Annotated in this window: 16 protein-coding genes; 13 read left to right on the top strand and 3 right to left on the bottom strand. The window is 63.3% G+C overall.

Annotated elements, in window-relative coordinates:
- The first annotated feature begins 42 nt into the window (after positions 1–42).
- The 13 genes from fliF (at position 43) to fliR (ending at position 12,111) form a co-directional block, all read left to right on the top strand.
- Positions 43–1,815, top strand: coding sequence for a flagellar basal-body MS-ring/collar protein FliF (gene fliF, locus ACEN42_RS01200; protein WP_371880448.1), 1,773 nt, complete (start codon positions 43–45; stop codon positions 1,813–1,815).
- Entirely contained in the window at positions 1,805–2,800 is a 996-nt protein-coding gene (gene fliG, locus ACEN42_RS01195) for a flagellar motor switch protein FliG (protein WP_035499267.1), read from the top strand. Before fliF ends, fliG begins: the two co-directional genes overlap by 11 nt.
- A complete protein-coding gene (fliH, locus tag ACEN42_RS01190; protein ID WP_371880447.1) occupies positions 2,793–3,467 on the top strand; it encodes a flagellar assembly protein FliH in 675 nt (224 codons plus the stop codon). The genes fliG and fliH overlap by 8 nt, the downstream gene beginning before the upstream one ends.
- Entirely contained in the window at positions 3,422–4,984 is a 1,563-nt protein-coding gene (fliI, locus tag ACEN42_RS01185; protein ID WP_371880446.1) for a flagellar protein export ATPase FliI, read from the top strand. The genes fliH and fliI overlap by 46 nt, the downstream gene beginning before the upstream one ends.
- 65 nt (positions 4,985–5,049) lie before the next feature.
- Entirely contained in the window at positions 5,050–5,499 is a 450-nt protein-coding gene (gene fliJ / locus ACEN42_RS01180) for a flagellar export protein FliJ (RefSeq protein WP_035499270.1), read from the top strand.
- Between the two features lie 34 nt (positions 5,500–5,533).
- Positions 5,534–6,880, top strand: a complete 1,347-nt coding sequence (locus tag ACEN42_RS01175; RefSeq protein WP_371880445.1) for a flagellar hook-length control protein FliK — start codon at positions 5,534–5,536, stop codon at positions 6,878–6,880.
- Between the two features lie 765 nt (positions 6,881–7,645).
- Positions 7,646–8,134, top strand: a complete 489-nt coding sequence (fliL, locus tag ACEN42_RS01170; RefSeq protein ID WP_187609639.1) for a flagellar basal body-associated protein FliL — start codon at positions 7,646–7,648, stop codon at positions 8,132–8,134.
- A 24-nt stretch (positions 8,135–8,158) separates the two neighbouring features.
- On the top strand, positions 8,159–9,157 hold the full coding sequence (fliM, locus tag ACEN42_RS01165; protein ID WP_035499274.1) for a flagellar motor switch protein FliM: 999 nt from the start codon (positions 8,159–8,161) through the stop codon (positions 9,155–9,157).
- 4 nt (positions 9,158–9,161) lie between these two features.
- A complete protein-coding gene (gene fliN, locus ACEN42_RS01160) occupies positions 9,162–9,581 on the top strand; it encodes a flagellar motor switch protein FliN (RefSeq protein ID WP_371881045.1) in 420 nt (139 codons plus the stop codon).
- Complete coding sequence (gene fliO, locus ACEN42_RS01155) at positions 9,578–10,072, top strand: flagellar biosynthetic protein FliO (protein ID WP_371880444.1); 495 nt, start codon at positions 9,578–9,580, stop codon at positions 10,070–10,072. The genes fliN and fliO overlap by 4 nt, the downstream gene beginning before the upstream one ends.
- 186 nt (positions 10,073–10,258) lie before the next feature.
- Positions 10,259–11,029, top strand: a complete 771-nt coding sequence (gene fliP, locus ACEN42_RS01150) for a flagellar type III secretion system pore protein FliP (protein WP_187609641.1) — start codon at positions 10,259–10,261, stop codon at positions 11,027–11,029.
- Between the two features lie 10 nt (positions 11,030–11,039).
- A complete protein-coding gene (fliQ, locus tag ACEN42_RS01145) occupies positions 11,040–11,309 on the top strand; it encodes a flagellar biosynthesis protein FliQ (protein WP_008352562.1) in 270 nt (89 codons plus the stop codon).
- Positions 11,310–11,319: 10 nt separating this feature from the next.
- The gene (gene fliR / locus ACEN42_RS01140) at positions 11,320–12,111 is read left to right on the top strand and encodes a flagellar biosynthetic protein FliR (RefSeq protein ID WP_250482755.1); all 792 of its coding nucleotides are present in this window, start codon (positions 11,320–11,322) and stop codon (positions 12,109–12,111) included.
- 27 nt (positions 12,112–12,138) lie between these two features.
- Here the strand turns inward: fliR and ACEN42_RS01135 are convergent, their stop codons facing one another.
- The 3 genes from ACEN42_RS01135 to flgK form a co-directional block, all read right to left on the bottom strand.
- Positions 12,139–13,032 (bottom strand): hypothetical protein, encoded by an 894-nt coding sequence (locus ACEN42_RS01135; protein ID WP_371880443.1) that lies wholly within the window; start codon positions 13,030–13,032, stop codon positions 12,139–12,141.
- Positions 13,033–13,289: 257 nt separating this feature from the next.
- Positions 13,290–14,525 carry a flagellar hook-associated protein FlgL gene (flgL, locus tag ACEN42_RS01130; protein ID WP_371880442.1) on the bottom strand — a complete coding sequence of 412 codons (1,236 nt, stop codon included), beginning with the start codon at positions 14,523–14,525 and terminating at the stop codon, positions 13,290–13,292.
- A gap of 11 nt (positions 14,526–14,536) precedes the next feature.
- On the bottom strand, positions 14,537–16,480 hold the full coding sequence (flgK, locus tag ACEN42_RS01125; RefSeq protein ID WP_250482757.1) for a flagellar hook-associated protein FlgK: 1,944 nt from the start codon (positions 16,478–16,480) through the stop codon (positions 14,537–14,539).
- Positions 16,481–16,888 lie beyond the last annotated feature (408 nt).

Genomic DNA, 16,888 nt, shown 5'->3' with positions numbered 1-16,888 from the left:
GCGGCGGGAGGAGAACCTCAGGATTCGGAGCTTCGACGCTAAATGGATACGCCCAACAACTCACTCATCACGCCAGACGCCAGAATGGGCCTGGCGGGCGCACAACCGGGAGCAGCCGGAACGGCCGCGCCGGGACTCGCGGGTGGCGCCGATTTCGGCGGTTTCGCGCAGCGCGTGCCGATGCTCAACCAGTTCCGCTCGAATCCGCGCGTGCCGCTCATCGTGGCCGTCGCGATTCTGGCGATGGTGATCGCCGGCCTCGTCATGTGGTCGCGCCAGCCGGACTACCGCGTCCTCTTCTCCAATCTCTCCGATCGGGACGGCGGCGCAATCGTTGCCGCGCTCCAGCAGGGCAACATTCCCTACAAGTTGTCCGATGGCGGCGGCGCCGTTCTCGTGCCGGCCGAGCAGGTTCACGAAACGCGTCTGCGTCTCGCGAGCCAGGGCTTGCCGAAGAGCGGCTCGGTCGGCTTCGAGCTGATGGACAACCAGAAGTTCGGCATCAGCCAGTTCGCCGAGCAGGTCAACTATCAGCGCGCGCTGGAAGGCGAGCTGGAGCGCACGATCGGCGCGATCTCGTCGGTGAAGTCGGCGCGCGTGCATCTGGCGATTCCGAAGCCGAGCGTGTTCGTGCGCGACAAGGAACTGCCGACCGCGTCCGTGATGGTCAATCTGTATCCGGGCCGCGTGCTCGACGAAGGCCAGGTGGTCGCGATCGCGCACATGGTCGCGTCCGGCGTCGCGGACATGCCGGTCAAGAACGTGAATATCGTCGATCAGGACGGCAACCTGCTCACGAGCCAGAGCGCCGTCAGCGGCCTCGACGCGTCGCAACTGAAGTACGTGCAGCAGATCGAGCACAACACGCAAAAGCGCATCGACGCGATTCTCGCGCCGCTCTTCGGCGCCGGAAACGCCCGCTCGCAGGTGAGCGCCGACATCGACTTCTCGAAGCTCGAACAGACCGCCGAAAGCTACGGTCCGAACGGCAACCCGCAAAGCACGGCGATCCGCAGCCAGCAGTCGAGCGAATCGAGCGAAACGACGGGCGGCGGCGCATCGGGCGTGCCGGGCGCGCTCTCGAACCAGCCGCCGCAGCCGGCTTCCGCGCCGATCGACGCGGCAGCTTCGGGCGCCGTCGGCACGAAGGCGACGCCGCAAAACCAGCGCCGCGACACGACGACCAACTACGAAGTCGATCGCACCGTGCGCCATTTCGAGCAGGCGACGGGCGGCATCAAGCGCCTGTCGGTGGCGGTCGTCGTGAACTACGACAAGAAGGTCGACGCGAAGGGCAACGTCACGATGACGCCGCTCGCCGCCGACAAGCTCGCGCAGGTCCAGCAGCTCGTGAAGGACGCGATGGGCTTCGACGAGAAGCGCGGCGATTCGGTGAACGTGGTGAACAGCGCGTTCTCGGCCGACCTGAACGTGACGCCGGACGTGCCGTGGTGGCGCACCCCGCAGATGATCGCGTGGGGCATCCAGGCGGCAAAGTATGTAGGCATCGGGATCGTCGGGCTGTTCCTGTACTTCAGCATGGTGAAGCCGGCAATGCGCCGTGCCTTCCCGCCGCTGCCCGAAGCCGCCCCCGCGCTCGGCGCACCGGATGAACTCTCGCTGCTCGATGGCCCGTCGCTCGACGGCGGCCAGAAGAAGGAAGACGAGGACAAGGATGCCGAGGTCAGTCTCCTCGGTCATGAAAGCAAGAAGGCCAAATTCGATCGCAACCTCGACTACGCGCGCATGGTGGCGCGTCAGGACGCGAGAATCGTTGCGACGGTCGTGAAGAACTGGGTGTCCGATGAACGCTGAAGGCCTGAATAAAGCCGCTCTCCTCCTGATGTCGATCGGTGAGGAAGAAGCCGCCGAAGTATTCAAGTATCTCGCTCCGCGCGAGGTGCAGAAGATCGGCGCGACCATGGCGGCGCTGAAAAACGTGACGCGCGAGCAACTCGACAACGTGCTGACCGAATTCGTTTCGGAAGCGGAGCAGCACACCGCGCTGTCGCTCGATTCGAGCGAGTACATCCGCTCGGTGCTGACCAAGGCGCTCGGCGAAACCAAGGCCGGCGCGCTGATCGACCGTATCCTGCAGGGCAGCGATACGAGCGGCATCGAAGGCCTGAAGTGGATGGACTCGGGCGCGGTCGCGGAACTGATCAAGAACGAGCATCCGCAGATCATCGCGACGATCCTCGTGCATCTGGACCGCGATCAGGCTTCGGAGATCGTGTCGCTGCTGGCCGACCGTCTGCGCAACGACGTGCTGCTGCGCATCGCGACACTCGACGGCATTCAGCCCGCCGCGCTGCGCGAACTCGACGACGTGCTGACGACGCTCCTCTCCGGCAGCGACAACCTGAAGCGCGCGCCGATGGGCGGCATCCGCACGGCCGCCGAGATTCTCAACTTCATGTCGAGCAATCACGAAGAAGGCGTGATCGCGAACGTGCGCGAATACGACGCCGAACTCGCGCAGAAGATCATCGACCAGATGTTCGTGTTCGAGAACCTGCTCGACCTGGAAGACCGCGCGATCCAGCTTCTCTTGAAGGAAGTGGAGTCCGAGACGCTGATCGTGTCGCTCAAGGGCGCGCAGCCGGCGCTGCGCCAGAAGTTCCTGTCGAACATGTCGCAGCGCGCGGCCGAACTGCTCGCCGAAGACCTCGATTCGCGCGGTCCGGTGCGCGTGTCGGAAGTCGAGCAGCAGCAACGCAAGATTCTGCAGATCGTCCGCAATCTCGCGGAAAACGGCCAGATCCAGCTAGGCGGCAAGGCGGAGGATGCATATGTCTGACGCTCGCGTGCAAAAGACTCCGCTCTCGGCGTATCAGCGCTGGGAAATGGCCTCGTTCGATCCTGTCGAAATCAAGGTCGACGACAGCGCGGCGGAACAGGCCGCGCTCGAAGCGCACTTGCGCCGCGTCGAGGAAGACGCGCATCAGCACGGGCTCGCGAAGGGGCATGTCGCGGGCCAGGCGCTCGGTTATCAGGCGGGTTACGAGCAAGGTCAGGCGAAGGGTTTCGAGGATGGCCGCAAGGAAGCACTTGCCCAGGCCGCGCGTCTCGCCGAAATCGCCGATACGTTCAGGACCGCGTTGCAGGCCGCCGATGCGGCCATCGCGGAGTCGCTCGCCGAACTCGCGATCGATATCGCGCAGCAGGTCGTGCGTCAGCATCTCGCGCTCGATCCGACCGCGCTCGTCGCGGTGGCGCGCGAAGTGATCGCCGCCGAGCCGGAGCTTTCGGGCGCGCCCACGCTCGTCGTGAATCCGGCCGACATGCCGATCGTCGATGCCTATCTGAAAGACGAACTCGAGTCCGCGGGCTGGACCGTGCGTCCCGATCCGGAAGTCGAGCGCGGCGGCTGCAAGGCGTACGCCGCGACCGGCGAAATCGACGCGACCGTCGTGTCGCGATGGGAACGCGTCGTGGCTGCACTGGGGAGAAACAAGCCGTGGTGAGCCGAATCACTCAGGATGGTTTGAGCGAGCTGGAACAGGAGCTCGCACGCGCTTCGTTCGGCCCGCTCGCCGTCGATGAATCCGTCGGCGACGAATCCGCCGACGAACTCGCCGCGCGCACCATCGCGGAACTGGCGCATATCGCCGGCAATCCGCACATCGATACGTGGCGCGAGAAGCTCGACGCGCTCAGGTCGCGCAATGCCATCGCGAAGCCGCTGCGTCCGTGCGGGCGTCTCACGCGCGCGGCCGGGCTCGTGCTGGAAGCGGTCGGCCTGAAGATGGGCGTCGGTTCCGAATGCATGATCGAACTGCCGCCGGGCAGCGCGATTCCGACCGCCGAAGCCGAAGTCGTCGGCTTCGCGGGCGACAAGCTCTTTCTGATGCCGACCACCGAAGTGGCCGGCCTGTTGCCCGGCGCGCGCGTCTATCCGCTCGAAAGCGCGCCGATCAACGATCCGATGGCGGGCGCGAAGCGCTTGCCCGTCGGCTGGGAAATGCTCGGCCGCGTCGTCGATGCGTCCGGCCGTCCGCTCGACGGGCTCGGCCCGCTCGGCGCGAAGGTCGATGCGCCGCTGTCCGCGCCGGTCATCAATCCGCTAAACCGCGAGCCGATCCACAAGGTGCTCGATGTCGGCGTGCGCGCGATCAACACGCTGCTGACGGTCGGGCGCGGCCAGCGCATGGGCCTGTTCGCGGGTTCGGGCGTCGGCAAGTCGGTGCTGCTCGGCACGATGGCGCGCTACACGAGCGCGGAAGTGATCGTGATCGGGCTGATCGGCGAACGTGGCCGCGAAGTGAAGGAATTCATCGAGCAGATTCTCGGTGAGGAAGGTCTCGCGCGCTCGGTCGTCGTGGCGGCACCGGCGGACGTATCGCCCGTGCTGCGCATGCAGGCCGCCGCGTACACGACCTCGCTCGCCGAATATTTCCGCGATCAGGGCAAGCATGTGCTGATGCTGATGGATTCGCTGACGCGCTACGCGATGGCCCAGCGCGAGATCGCGCTCGCGATCGGCGAGCCGCCGGCGACGAAAGGTTATCCGCCCTCGGTGTTCGCGAAGCTGCCGGCGCTCGTCGAGCGCACCGGGAATGGACCGGAAGGCGGCGGCTCGATCACCGCGTTCTACACCGTCCTCACCGAAGGCGACGATCAGCAGGACCCGATCGCCGACTCGGCGCGCGCGATTCTCGACGGCCATATCGTGCTGAACCGCTCGCTCGCTGAGGCGGGGCACTATCCGGCTATCGACATCGAACAGTCGATCAGCCGCGCGATGACCGCGCTCATCGACGACAAGCATCTCGAGCGCGTGCGCCTCTTCAAGCAGATGCTTTCGCGCTATCAGCGCAACAAGGATTTGATCAACGTGGGCGCGTATTCGAGCGGGCGCGATCAGCTCCTCGACCGTGCGATCGCGCTGTATCCGCGCATGGAGTCGTTTTTGCAGCAGGGTTTTCGCGAGCAGGCGCCGTTCGAGCCGAGCATCGCGATGTTGAATCAGCTCTTCGAATAGTTTTCGACTAGTATCCGAATCATTCATCACAAGAAAGCCAAAAGACCATACGGGACCGCCACGCCATGTCCAAGAATCTGCCGATCAACACCCTCATCGGCCTCGCCGAAGAGGAACTCGACGCCGCCACGAAGAAGCTAGGCAAGCTGCAGCAGGAACGCAACGAAGTCGAAACGCAATTGAACTCGCTCATCACCTACCGTGACGAGTACCACGCGCGGTTCACGGCATCGGCGCAAGAGGGCACCACGGCGCAGACGCTGCGCAACTTCCAGGCGTTCGTCGACACGCTCGATTCGGCGATTGCGCAGCAACGCACGGCGCTCGTCATGGCCGATCAGCGCATCGAGGCGGCGAAACCCGACTGGCGTCTCAAGAAACAGAAGCTCGGCAGTTATGAAGTGCTGGCCGCGCGCGGCGAGGCGATGCTCGCGAAGAAGGCTGCGCGCGTCGAGCAGCGCGAATCCGACGAGCACGCCGCGAAGATACTGCGCATGCGCGCCGAGCGTGCCTGAGCCGTTACCCAACCATTGCATTTGAGAGACTCGTATGTCCTCCGTATCACTTCTCGGCGCGATGACCGCCGCCACGTCATCGAGCAAGTCCGCGGCACAGCGCGCGGCGAGCGCGGGCGCGTCGTTCGGCATGACGCTGCAAGGCATCACCGATAAGGCAAACGCCGACGCGCAGGCGGCGAAGGCGCTGGCGGATTCGTCCGCCGACAAATCGAGCGTGCACGACGCGCCGAAGCCGGATGACAGCGCTTCCGCGGCTGCGTCGAAGAGCGATGACGCGTCGGATGCGCAGGCCGCCGCGAAGCCCGATCAGGCCGGCGCGCCGAAAGAGGCATCGAAGAATACGGGCAAGACCGATACGGCGGACGCATCGAAGCCGGCGGCGCAGACGCCCGGTTCCGCGTCGGATGCTGCGACGGCTGCGGCGCAGGCGAAAGCACGCGCGGACGCCGCCAACGCCGACGAAGCCGACACGGACACCACGCTCGCCGATCTAACGGACGCGGCCACTGCGGCGACGGCCACCGCTTCGACCGACGACACCAAATCGACTGGCGAGACGCATAAGAGCGCGGACGCGAAACCGGCGCAGGACGCGCTTCAGGCGGCGCTCGCGGCGATGAACAATGCTGCGCCGAACGCAGTGCCGGCGAACGGCTCCGTGGCGACGGCGCGCGAAGGTGCGGACAGCGAGGATCAGGGCGGTTTGTTTGCCAAGGGCGGAAAGGGCGCGAGCCTCGCCGTGTTGGCGAACAACGTGAACGCGGATGCGAAGGCGACCGATGCGACGGCGCTGGCTGTCGCGACGATGCCCGCGGATGCCGCGACCGCCGCGTACAAGCAAGCCGCGGATGCGGCGGCGCACGCGGTGTCGATGCAGACGGCATCGGCGAATTCGGCGGTATCGAGTCCGCAAGGCGCGATGGCATCGGCGACGAGCGCGGCGATTGCGCCGCACGTGGGCGCGTCCGGCTGGGACGATGCGTTCAGCCAGAAGGTCGTGTTTCTGTCGAAGGCGGATCAGCAGAGCGCCGAGTTGACTTTGAATCCGAGAGATCTCGGGCCGTTGCAGGTGACCTTGCAGGTTTCCGAAAGCCACGCGCACGCGCTGTTCGTGTCGCAACATGCGCAGGTGCGCGAGGCGGTCGAGGCCGCCATGCCGAAGCTGCGTGAGGCGATGGAGGCGAATGGCATCAGTCTTGGGAGTGCTTCGGTTTCGGATGGGTCGGCGTTTGGAAGGCAGTCGCAGCAGGAGGAGCGCTCGTCGGGCTCGCGGGGGGCTGGGGGCGCTGGTGGGATCGGTGGGGTCGATTCTTCGGCCTCCGCCAGTGTGAGTGTGCCGGTGCGGCGCACCGTGGGGCTTGTTGATACGTTTGCTTGATTTTCGTTTTTTCGCTGGATCCCGTTAGCGTGGTGGTCTATTGGCACTGCCCCTCCCCGGGGCGGGGGTCACTTTCTTTGCTGCTGCAAAGAAAGTAACCAAAGAAAGCAGCTCGTTTAAGCCCGCGGTCACACGCACGTTGGCCATGCTTGCCAGCCGTCGATGGCACTCGCCTAAGTGTCGCCCTCGAAGGCCCAATCGGGCTTGGATCGCGCACGGTCTGCCGCATCGCGCCGCTTGCGTTATTGGTTCAGCACCGAATTGCTCCGGCCCGCTTCGCGGCCGATGGGTCAATCGGGTCCGCTTGCGCTTCTTCTTCGACGGTTTCCCTTGCATACCCAACGGTAGCGCGTAGCGCTGTGCCGGAACTCTTTCGTGCTGAACCAGCGCGCTTAAACATTTGGGGCGGCAGACCGTGCGCGGTCCAAGCCCTTATCTGCTTGTGGGGGCACTCGCTACTGCCGGGCCATTCAGCCAATCGTCTGTGCCGCGGCCGGTGTGAAGTGCTTAGGCTGGGGATAGCTGCTTTCTTTGGTTACTTTCTTTGCAGCAGCAAAGAAAGTGACTGCCGCCCCGCACAGGGGCAGTGCCAATAGACCGACACGAACACAAGTTTCCCGAAAACGCCCCGTTAACCCAACAAAGCCCCCCAAGTCGAAAGACAAAAGCAATCAGATGGAATAACCCCAAATCCCCCCTCTGTTCGACCCATCGCTTTACACGGCGATAGCCAACAATTCACCCTATCGAAAGAGGCACGCATTCATGGCTACCACGACCGCAAACCAGCAACCCATCGTTCCCGCAAAGAGCGGCAAGCTCAAAAAGATCCTGATCATCGCCGTCGGCGCGATCGTGCTCCTCGGCGCGGGAGCCGGCGGCGCTTACTTTTTCCTCGGCAAGAATCACGGCCCGGCCAAGCCCGCACCGGAACCGCCGCCCGTGTTCTTCCCGCTCGAATCGCTCACGGTGAACCTCCAGTCCGACGACGGCACCATGCACTATCTGCGCGCCGGCCTCACGCTCAAGCTCAAGGACGAAAAGGTCCAGTTGCTCGTCACCGAGCACATGCCCGAAGTCCGCAGCCGCGTGCTGCTCCTGCTCTCCGGCAAACGCCCCGACGATCTCGCGACCGTCGACGGCAAGAAACAGCTCGCGGGCGAGCTGCGCGCAGCGGTCGAAACCGCGGCGAGCTCGGCCGAGAAGCCAGTGCGGGTCGAAGAGGTGCTGTTCACCGAATTCGTCGTCCAGTAACGCCGCATCAGCGAGTAAAGAGTCATGGGCCACGAAGAGTTCATGTCGCAGGAGGAGGTCGATGCCCTCCTCAAGGGCGTCACCGGCGAAATCGATCAGGAAGCTGACGAGAAAAAGCCAGTCGGTGTACGTCCGTACAACATCGCGACGCAGGAACGCATCGTCCGGGGCCGGATGCCCGGCCTCGAAATCATCAACGACCGCTTCGCGCGCCTGATGCGCGTGGGCATCTTCAACTTCATGCGGCGCTCGGCGGAAATTTCCGTCGGTCCGGTGAAGGTGCAGAAGTACAGCGAATTCACGCGCAACCTGCCGATCCCGACCAACCTCAACCTGGTCCATGTGAAGCCCCTGCGCGGCACGTCGCTGTTCGTGTTCGACCCGAACCTCGTGTTCTTCGTGGTCGACAACCTGTTCGGCGGCGACGGGCGCTTTCACACGCGCGTCGAAGGCCGCGAATTCACGCAGACCGAGCAGCGCATCATCAGCAAGCTGCTGAATCTGGTGTTCGAGCACTACGCGACGTCGTGGCGCAGCGTGAAGCCGCTGCAGTTCGAATACATGCGCTCGGAGATGCACACGCAGTTCGCCAACGTGGCGACGCCGAACGAGATCGTCATCGTCACGCAGTTCACGATCGAATTCGGTTCGACAGGCGGCACGCTGCACATCTGCATGCCGTACTCGATGATCGAGCCGATCCGCGACGTGCTCTCATCGCCGATTCAGGGCGAAGCCCTCGAAGTGGACCGCCGCTGGGTGCGCGTGCTGTCGCAGCAGGTGCAGTCGGCCGAAGTGGAGTTGACGGTGGATCTCGCCGAGATTCGCTCGTCGTTCGAACAGATTCTCAACATGCGCGCGGGCGACGTGCTGCCGATCGATATTCCGGAACAGGTCGTCGCGAAGGTGGATGGCGTGCCGGTCATGGAATGCGGCTACGGAATGTTCAATGGTCAATACGCGCTGCGCGTGCAAAAGATGATCAGCGCAAGCGACACGATGAAGGAAGGTGGATATGAGTGATCTGATGCAGAACGATGCGCCCGGCGCGCAGGAAAAAGGCGACGAGCTCCTGTTGGACGACTGGGCGAGCGCGCTCGCCGAGCAGAACGGCAACGATGCGCCAGTGGCAGCGAGCGCGGGCGTGTTTCAGCCGCTGTCGAAGGCGGCGGCGCCCTCGACGCGCAACGACATCGACATGATTCTCGACATCCCCGTGCAGATGACGGTGGAGCTCGGGCGCACGAAGATCGCGATCCGCAACCTGCTGCAACTCGCGCAGGGTTCGGTCGTGGAACTCGACGGCCTCGCCGGCGAGCCGATGGACGTGCTCGTGAACGGCTGCCTCATCGCGCAAGGCGAAGTGGTCGTGGTGAACGACAAGTTCGGCATCCGCCTGACCGACATCATCACGCCGTCCGAACGTATCCGGAAGCTGAATCGATGAAACGCCTGGCCGTCGCGCTGCTTTGCTCGGCGCCTCTTCTTTCCGTCGCCGCCGACATGAACGCGGTGAACCACGCCGCGCAGATCGCCTCAGGCGTCGGCGCGGGCACGGCGGTGCCGTCGCTCGGTTTCGGCGCGGTGCTGCAGACGCTCGTCGGGCTCGTCGTCGTCATCGGCTTCGTATTCGGCTGCGCGTGGCTTGCGCGCAAGTTCGGCGTTCACGGCGGCAAGCGCGGCGGTCTCGTGAAGGTGGTGGGCGGCGCATCGCTCGGCAACAAGGAGCGCGTCGCGGTCGTCGAAGTGGGCGATACGTGGCTCGTGCTCGGCGCGGGTCCCGGCAACGTGCGTCTCCTGCACACGATGCCCGCCGGATCGGCGGAAGTGGAAAGCGTGGGCGTTGCGGCGCCGTCGTCGGCCGGCAGCTTCGGCGCGAAGTTCCGCGACGCCCTCGCAGGCGAAGCCAACAAGCGGCTCCAGAAGTTCGTCAAGTAAGTTCGTTCGGTTCGACCGATGCATCGGGCGTGGTCCGCAAGGATCGAACGCCCGATGTTCGTTTACGGCGGGCGCTTCGCAATAGAACGAGTTGGCGCGGGTTTTCCCCTCTGTTCGCGCCATCGTCCGACAATCGCCTGGCCGACAATCCAGCCTATCGAAAGAGTTCGTAGGCGGGAGCAAGTAATGCAGGTCAGTCGCAATATCGTGCGTGGCGTGAAGATCGCGCTGCCGGTTTTCCTCGGCTTGATGCCGTATCTCGCGTTCGCGCAGAGCACGGCGGGCCTGCCGGCCTTCAACACGAGCCCCGGCCCGAACGGCGGCACCACGTATTCGCTCAGCGTGCAGACGATGCTGCTGCTGACGATGCTCTCGTTCCTCCCCGCGATGGTCCTGATGATGACGAGCTTCACGCGCATCATCATCGTGCTGTCGCTGTTGCGCCAGGCGCTCGGCACGACGAGCACGCCGCCGAATCAGGTGCTAGTCGGCCTCGCGCTGTTTCTCTCGTTCTTCGTGATGTCGCCCGTGCTCGATCGCGCGTACACCGACGCGTACAAGCCCTTCTCCGATGGCCAGATCGCGATGGATCAGGCGATGACGCGCGGCGTCGCGCCCTTCAAGCAATTCATGCTGAAGCAGACGCGCGAAACGGATCTCGCGCTCTTCGCACGCATTTCGAAGGCCGCGCCGATGAACGGTCCGGAGGACGTGCCGCTGTCGCTGCTCGTGCCGTCGTTCATCACGAGCGAGTTGAAGACGGGCTTCCAGATCGGCTTCACGATCTTCATTCCGTTTCTCATCATCGACATGGTGGTGGCGAGCGTGCTGATGTCGATGGGCATGATGATGGTTTCGCCTACGACTATCGCGCTGCCGTTCAAGCTGATGTTGTTCGTGCTCGTCGATGGCTGGCAGTTGCTGATCGGCTCGCTGGCTCAAAGCTTCGTATCCTGAGGAGACGCGCATGACACCCGAATCCGTCATGACGATGGCGCATCAGGCGATGTACGTCGCCTTGTTGCTCGCCGCGCCGTTGTTGCTGGTCGCGCTCGTCGTCGGTCTGGTCGTGAGCCTGTTCCAGGCGGCGACGCAGATCAACGAATCGACGCTGTCGTTCATTCCGAAGCTGATCGCCGTGGCTGTCACACTGGTGATCGCGGGTCCGTGGATGCTGTCGACATTGCTCGACTACATGCGTCACGTTTTCACGATCACGCCCGCGATCACGGGCTGAGCTTCGTTCGATGTTCTCCGTCACCTATGCGCAACTGAACGGCTGGCTCACGGCGTTTCTATGGCCGTTCGTGCGCATCCTCGCGCTGATCGCCACGGCGCCCGTGCTGAGCCACATGGCTATTCCGATGCGCGTGAAGATTGCGGTCGCCGCGTTCATTTCGCTGATCGTCGCGCCGACGCTTCCCGCCATGCCGCAGGCGACGGTGTTTTCCGCGGCGGGCGTGTGGATCATCGTCAATCAGTTTCTGATCGGCGCGGCCATCGGCATGGTGATGCAGATCGCGTTCGCCGCCGTCGATGCGGCCGGCGAGTTCATCGGCCAGCAGATGGGCCTCGGCTTCGCGATGCTTTACGATCCGCGCGCGGGCGGCAATGCGGTGGTCGTTTCGCGCTATTTGAACACGCTCGCGATGCTCGCGTTTCTCGTGTTCGATGGGCATTTGCAGTTGATCAGTGCGCTTATCGCTACGTTTCACAGCGTGCCGATCGAGGCGAACGTCGTTGCGGCGGCGTCGCATGCGCAAGGGTGGCGCATTCTTGTGGGATATGGCGGCAGTGTCTTTTCGACGGGACTGCTGCTTGCGTTGCCGATCGTGGCGGCGTTGTTGATCGCCAATCTCGCGCTCGGGATTCTCAATCGGGCGGCGCCGCAGATCGGGATTTTTCAGGTTGGGTTTCCGGTGACGATGCTCGTCGGGTTGCTTTTGCTGCAGCTTATGGTGCCTAATTTGATGCCGTTTTTTCAGCGGATTTTCGATGTGGGGATTGGGGAGGTGGGGCGGGTGGTGGGGGGGCTTTGAATGCTGCCACGTATCGCCCGTGCCGAATCAGAGAAGTGTCTGTTGCAGAGGCGCGCGGTGCTCATGAACCTTGACGATTCGGTACTCGGTTTTTAGCGTGCCCGCTTCGATCGTCTGTATCTGGCGAACGTCCACAACCAGAACATCGCCTTTTCCGAAGCGTTCGCCGTCATTCACTTTGGCCAGAAACTCTTCGTCGTCAAGTGCCGCAAAGAACGGATACTGGCCGTCGTGAACGCGCCATTTGTTTCCATCCTTGAAAACGACGGATTCGACGAGCAAGACTTTCCTTGCAACGAAGTCCGATACGACTTCACCGCTGTCATTGTTGAATGTGGCAAACGACGCAAGCTCGTCGTCTTCGACAATGAGTTCCACTTGCTCGCCACGCACGATACCGAAGTTCGAAATGCCTTCGCGCTCGAGAGGCGACAAGGTCTTGCTCAAACTGGCGCGCACAACCTTACTGCGCCAAAGACGCACGACACTGGCCTCGACCTCGACAGATTCAGTTTCCGTGATCCATACGCGTGACACTTCACCGATCTGTTCGATGCGATGCGGCCGGCGTCCGCGCAGCTTGCGCTGAAGTCCGACGACGCCACCGCCCCCGATCAGCCCGAGGATGGTGAGAATCGTATAGGCGTTGGAGATCGCGGAAGCACTGGACCCGGCAAAAATATCCCGTATCTGTGTCAGCAGTTGCTGCACGAAGATGAGATCGAGTTCGAACGACCCCGCCTTGAAGCTGCCCTTGACTTCGACGCGAACATCGGCGGAATCGCCGTTCAGCTCCTTGTTCGCTGCCGTGAACAAATCGGCGATGGCCACGAGCGCCGGCGCGAGATCGCGCACATCCATTCGATGTTCCGCGAGTGCAGGGCCGTCATAGACGACGTTGAAGCGCTCATGGTTGCTCATGTCGTTGTGATGACCGGAATTCTGGAAGTTGCTGCCCCGCCCGAGAGCATGCCGAGCCGATGTTACCACGCAGCCTCCTTAGGTCGCGTTCCCCGAAGGGCAGTGACTGCGCGGCAGCCGGAGGCATCGACGATATGCAGATTCCCTGGTGCCGCACGGCAACATCATGTCTAACGGCGCACGACGGGACTACGCGAAATCTCCCATTTCGCAGGCGCCGTTCATAGCTGGCCGTTCGGCGCCCGAAGTAAAGCGCATCAACTTCCGATGTAATCAAACAACGACATCTTCTGAATCTGCGAAAAAGCCATCTGCGCGGCCTGCAACGAATTCTGCGTCAACTCATACTGGCTGATCGACGATACCAGATCGATGCTCGTCAGATTGGCGATATCACTCGCCGTCTGCGTCTGGCTCGTCTGCATCGCGGTCTGCGTCGATTGCACTTGCTGCTCGCGTCCGCCCACCACCGTCTGCGCCGACAGCACGTTGTTGAACGTGTTGTTGATCTTCGTGCCCGCCGTCGTCAACGCATTCGTCAGCGCTGCCCCGGCGCTCGGCGATCCCGTCGTTTGCTTGAGCGCGTTCACGAGCGTGTCGAGCGTCGCGAAGATGTCGTTGTTTTCGCTCGCCGCCGGCTGCACGGTGAACGAGTCCTTGTCCGCGGGCGTGCCGTCGAGCGTCACCTTCTGGCCGCCGAGCGTGATGTCCGTCTTGCCCGTGTAGGCCACGTTCGTCGGCAGCGTGTTGTCCGCCGGATCCGACGTGATCGAATAGGTCGTCGATCCATCCGTCTGCGAAACCGAGAACGAGATCGTGTACTTGCTCGCGTTGCCCGGATTGCTCGTGTCGCTCACGCTCACCGAGCTGATCGTCGCCGTGCCCGTGTTCGTATCGGCCGCGCGCGACACCGGATCGCTTTCCATCGGCGATACGCTCTGGAAGATCGACTGGCCCGTGTCGCCGACAGGAATCGAACGCCCCTCGCTGATCTGCACGGTGCGCTGTCCCTGGTCGCCGGAATAGCTCGCGCCGGTGCCCGACGCATTGTTCGAGAACGGCGCCGTGCCGCCCTTGAGCCCCGAGAAGATGTAGTTGCCGTCGCTGTCCGTGGTGTTCGCAAGACCGAAGAGCTGATCGCGCAAACCCTGGATTGCGGTCGCGACCGCCGAGCGGTCCGAATCGGTGAGCGAACCGTCGCCCGCATGCACGATCTGCGTCTGGATGCTCTGGATCACGTTGCTCACGTTGCTCAACGTGGAGTCTTCCTGCTGCAGCGAAGACAACGCGGTCGTCTGGTTCGTGCTGTATTGCGCGAGCGCGCCGCTCTTCAACGTGAGCTGCACCGCCTGCGCCGCACCGAGCGGATCGTCGGACGCGGTGAGAATGCGCTTGCCCGATGAGATCTGCTGATACATCGACGCGAGCGTGCTCTGCTGGTCGCTCATCGAAGCGACGTTCATGTTGAAGTACTGGGAACTGGAAATCCGCATCGCGTTTAACCTCAGTTGAACATGCCGAGCAGCGACTGGAACAGCGTCGCGGCGGTCTGAATCACCTTGCTGTTCGCTTGATAGAGCTGCTGATACTGAATCAGGTTGGCCGCTTCTTCGTTCAGGTTCACGCCCTGCACGGATTGCTGCGCCGAAGTTGCTTGAGTCAGGAGCGCGGTCTGCGCCGTGCTCGTCGCCTTGAGCTGGTTGGTCGTGTTGCCGATCGTGTTGATGTAGCCCGCGTACGAGCTCGTCAGCGTCTCGGTGCCGCCGTTGAGCGACTTCGACGACACCAGGTTCGCCATCGCGAGCGCATTGCTGCCGTCGCTCGTGCCGCCCTTGTTCTGCGCGATCTTGAACGCGTCGCCGTCCTTCGGCGTGCCGCTGATGGTCGCGGAAACGCCGTTCGCCGAGACCGTCAGGCCCTTCGTCGCATCGTAGGGAATCGTCTGGCCGACGGCGTAACTGGTCCCGCCGACTGTCACCGCCACGTCCGACGTGAAGCCGTTCGCCGTCGCGCTGTACTTCAGGTTGATGTCCGACGACATCGCGTTGCTCGTCACCGTCGCCGACGAGATCGACGCCGTGCCCGTGTTCGTGCTTGCCGCCGACGTCACCGCGGGCGATGCCGCTGCGATCGCTGCGCCGTTGCTCGTCGTGAGCTTGAAGTTGTCGAGCGAAGCGCGTGTCGGCTGAATCGTGAACGAGTCGCCCTTCTGCACGCCGGTCAGCGAAGACACGTCGATGTTCAGGCCGTTGATCGTCTTCTGCGTCTCCGTCGCCGGATCGATCGAGCCGAGTTGCTGGCCGGTCGCCGGGTCGGTCACCGTGTACTTGCTGCCGTCGTAGGTGACGGTGAAATCGTTGGCGGGCGGCTGCGTGCCATCGACGATCGTCGCCGTCGGCGTGCCGGTACCCTGGTTGCGCGCGTTGGCGATGATGTTCGGATCGCCGGTCGAGAACAGCTTGCCGCCGGGCTGGCCGTTCAGGTCGAGGCCGAGCGCGTTCTGGCCGTTCAACTGGCTGGCGAAGCTCGTCGCGATGGCGCCGAGTTGCGCCTGCGCCGGATCGAGCGTCTGCGTGCGAAAGTCGATGAGCCCGCCGACCACGCCGCCCGTGAGCGCCGAGTTGTCGACGTATTGCGTGTTCGCGGCGGTTTGCGTGGTGCCGTCGCGGCTCTTGAACGCGACCGCGAGTTCGCTCGGATCGGAAGCCGACGGCACCGCTTGCAGCCCGTATTGCGTATTGCCGACGACGAGCGGCTGCCCGTTGCCGATGAACACGTTGTAGTTGCCGTCCTGCTGCACGACCTGCACGCCGATCATCGAGCTCAGGTTCGTGACGAGCTGATCGCGCTGATCGAGCAACTGGTTCGGCTGCTGGCCGCCCGCGCTGGCGATGTTGATCTGCTTGTTGAGATCGGCGATCTGTTGCGAGTAGCTGTTGATCTGCGAGACGGCGCTCGTCAGTTGCGTGTTGACGCTCTGACGCAACTGGTCGTATTGCTGGCCGGCCGAGTTGATCTGATCCGCGAGCGTCTGCGCGCTGCTCATCAGCGACTGGCGCGCGGCGGTGCTGCTCGCGGAGTTCGCGACCGACTGCAGGCCGGAAAAGTAATTCGTGATGCCTTGCGCGATGCCCTTGGTCGGATCGCCGACGAGGTTGTTCAGCTGCGAGATCAGCGAATAGTACGTGCTCGCCGCGCTGCTCGACGCCTGCGTGTTGTTCACTTGCGTCGTCAGGTACTGGCTGTACTGACGCGTGACGGTGACGGCCTGAACGCCGTTGCCGAGATAACCCGAGCCGGTGAACTGACCGGACGACTCCTGATACGAGACCTTCTCGAGCGTATAGCCCGGCGTCGCGGCGTTGCTGATGTTCTGTCCCGTGGTCGTCAGGCCCCACTGGGCCGCATTCAGACCGGAAAGACCAATGCTGAAGATGTTATTGGACATGCGTGAATCCTGGTGAGGCGGCGATTGAGCGTGCGCTGCCGCATGGCTGTTTTGTATATCGGCCGATTGCCGGGGAAGTTGAGCGTTTGCGCGCTTTGTGGACGGTTGTCGCGATGGGGCCATTATCGGAGGGGGGCTGCAATGGCTATTGCCGGAAGAGCGGGAGTTTTATGGCTTATTTCTTTGGTTTTGGTTTTTTTTGCCGGATCCCGGTTTCGCGGTGGTCTATTAGCACTGCCCCTGTGCGGGGCGGCAGTCACTTTCTTTGCTGCTGCAAAGAAAGTAACCAAAGAAAGCAGCTCGAGACGCCCGCGGTCACACGCACGTTGGCCATGCTTGCCAGCCGCCAGTGGCACTCGCCTAAGTGTCACCCTCAAAGGCCCAGCCGGGCTTGGCTCGCGCACGGTC

It is taken from the genome of Caballeronia sp. S22 (genome assembly GCF_964261745.1).
Classification (GTDB): Bacteria; Pseudomonadota; Gammaproteobacteria; order Burkholderiales; family Burkholderiaceae; genus Caballeronia; species Caballeronia jiangsuensis.
This window is presented reverse-complemented; position numbering and strand designations above follow the sequence as displayed.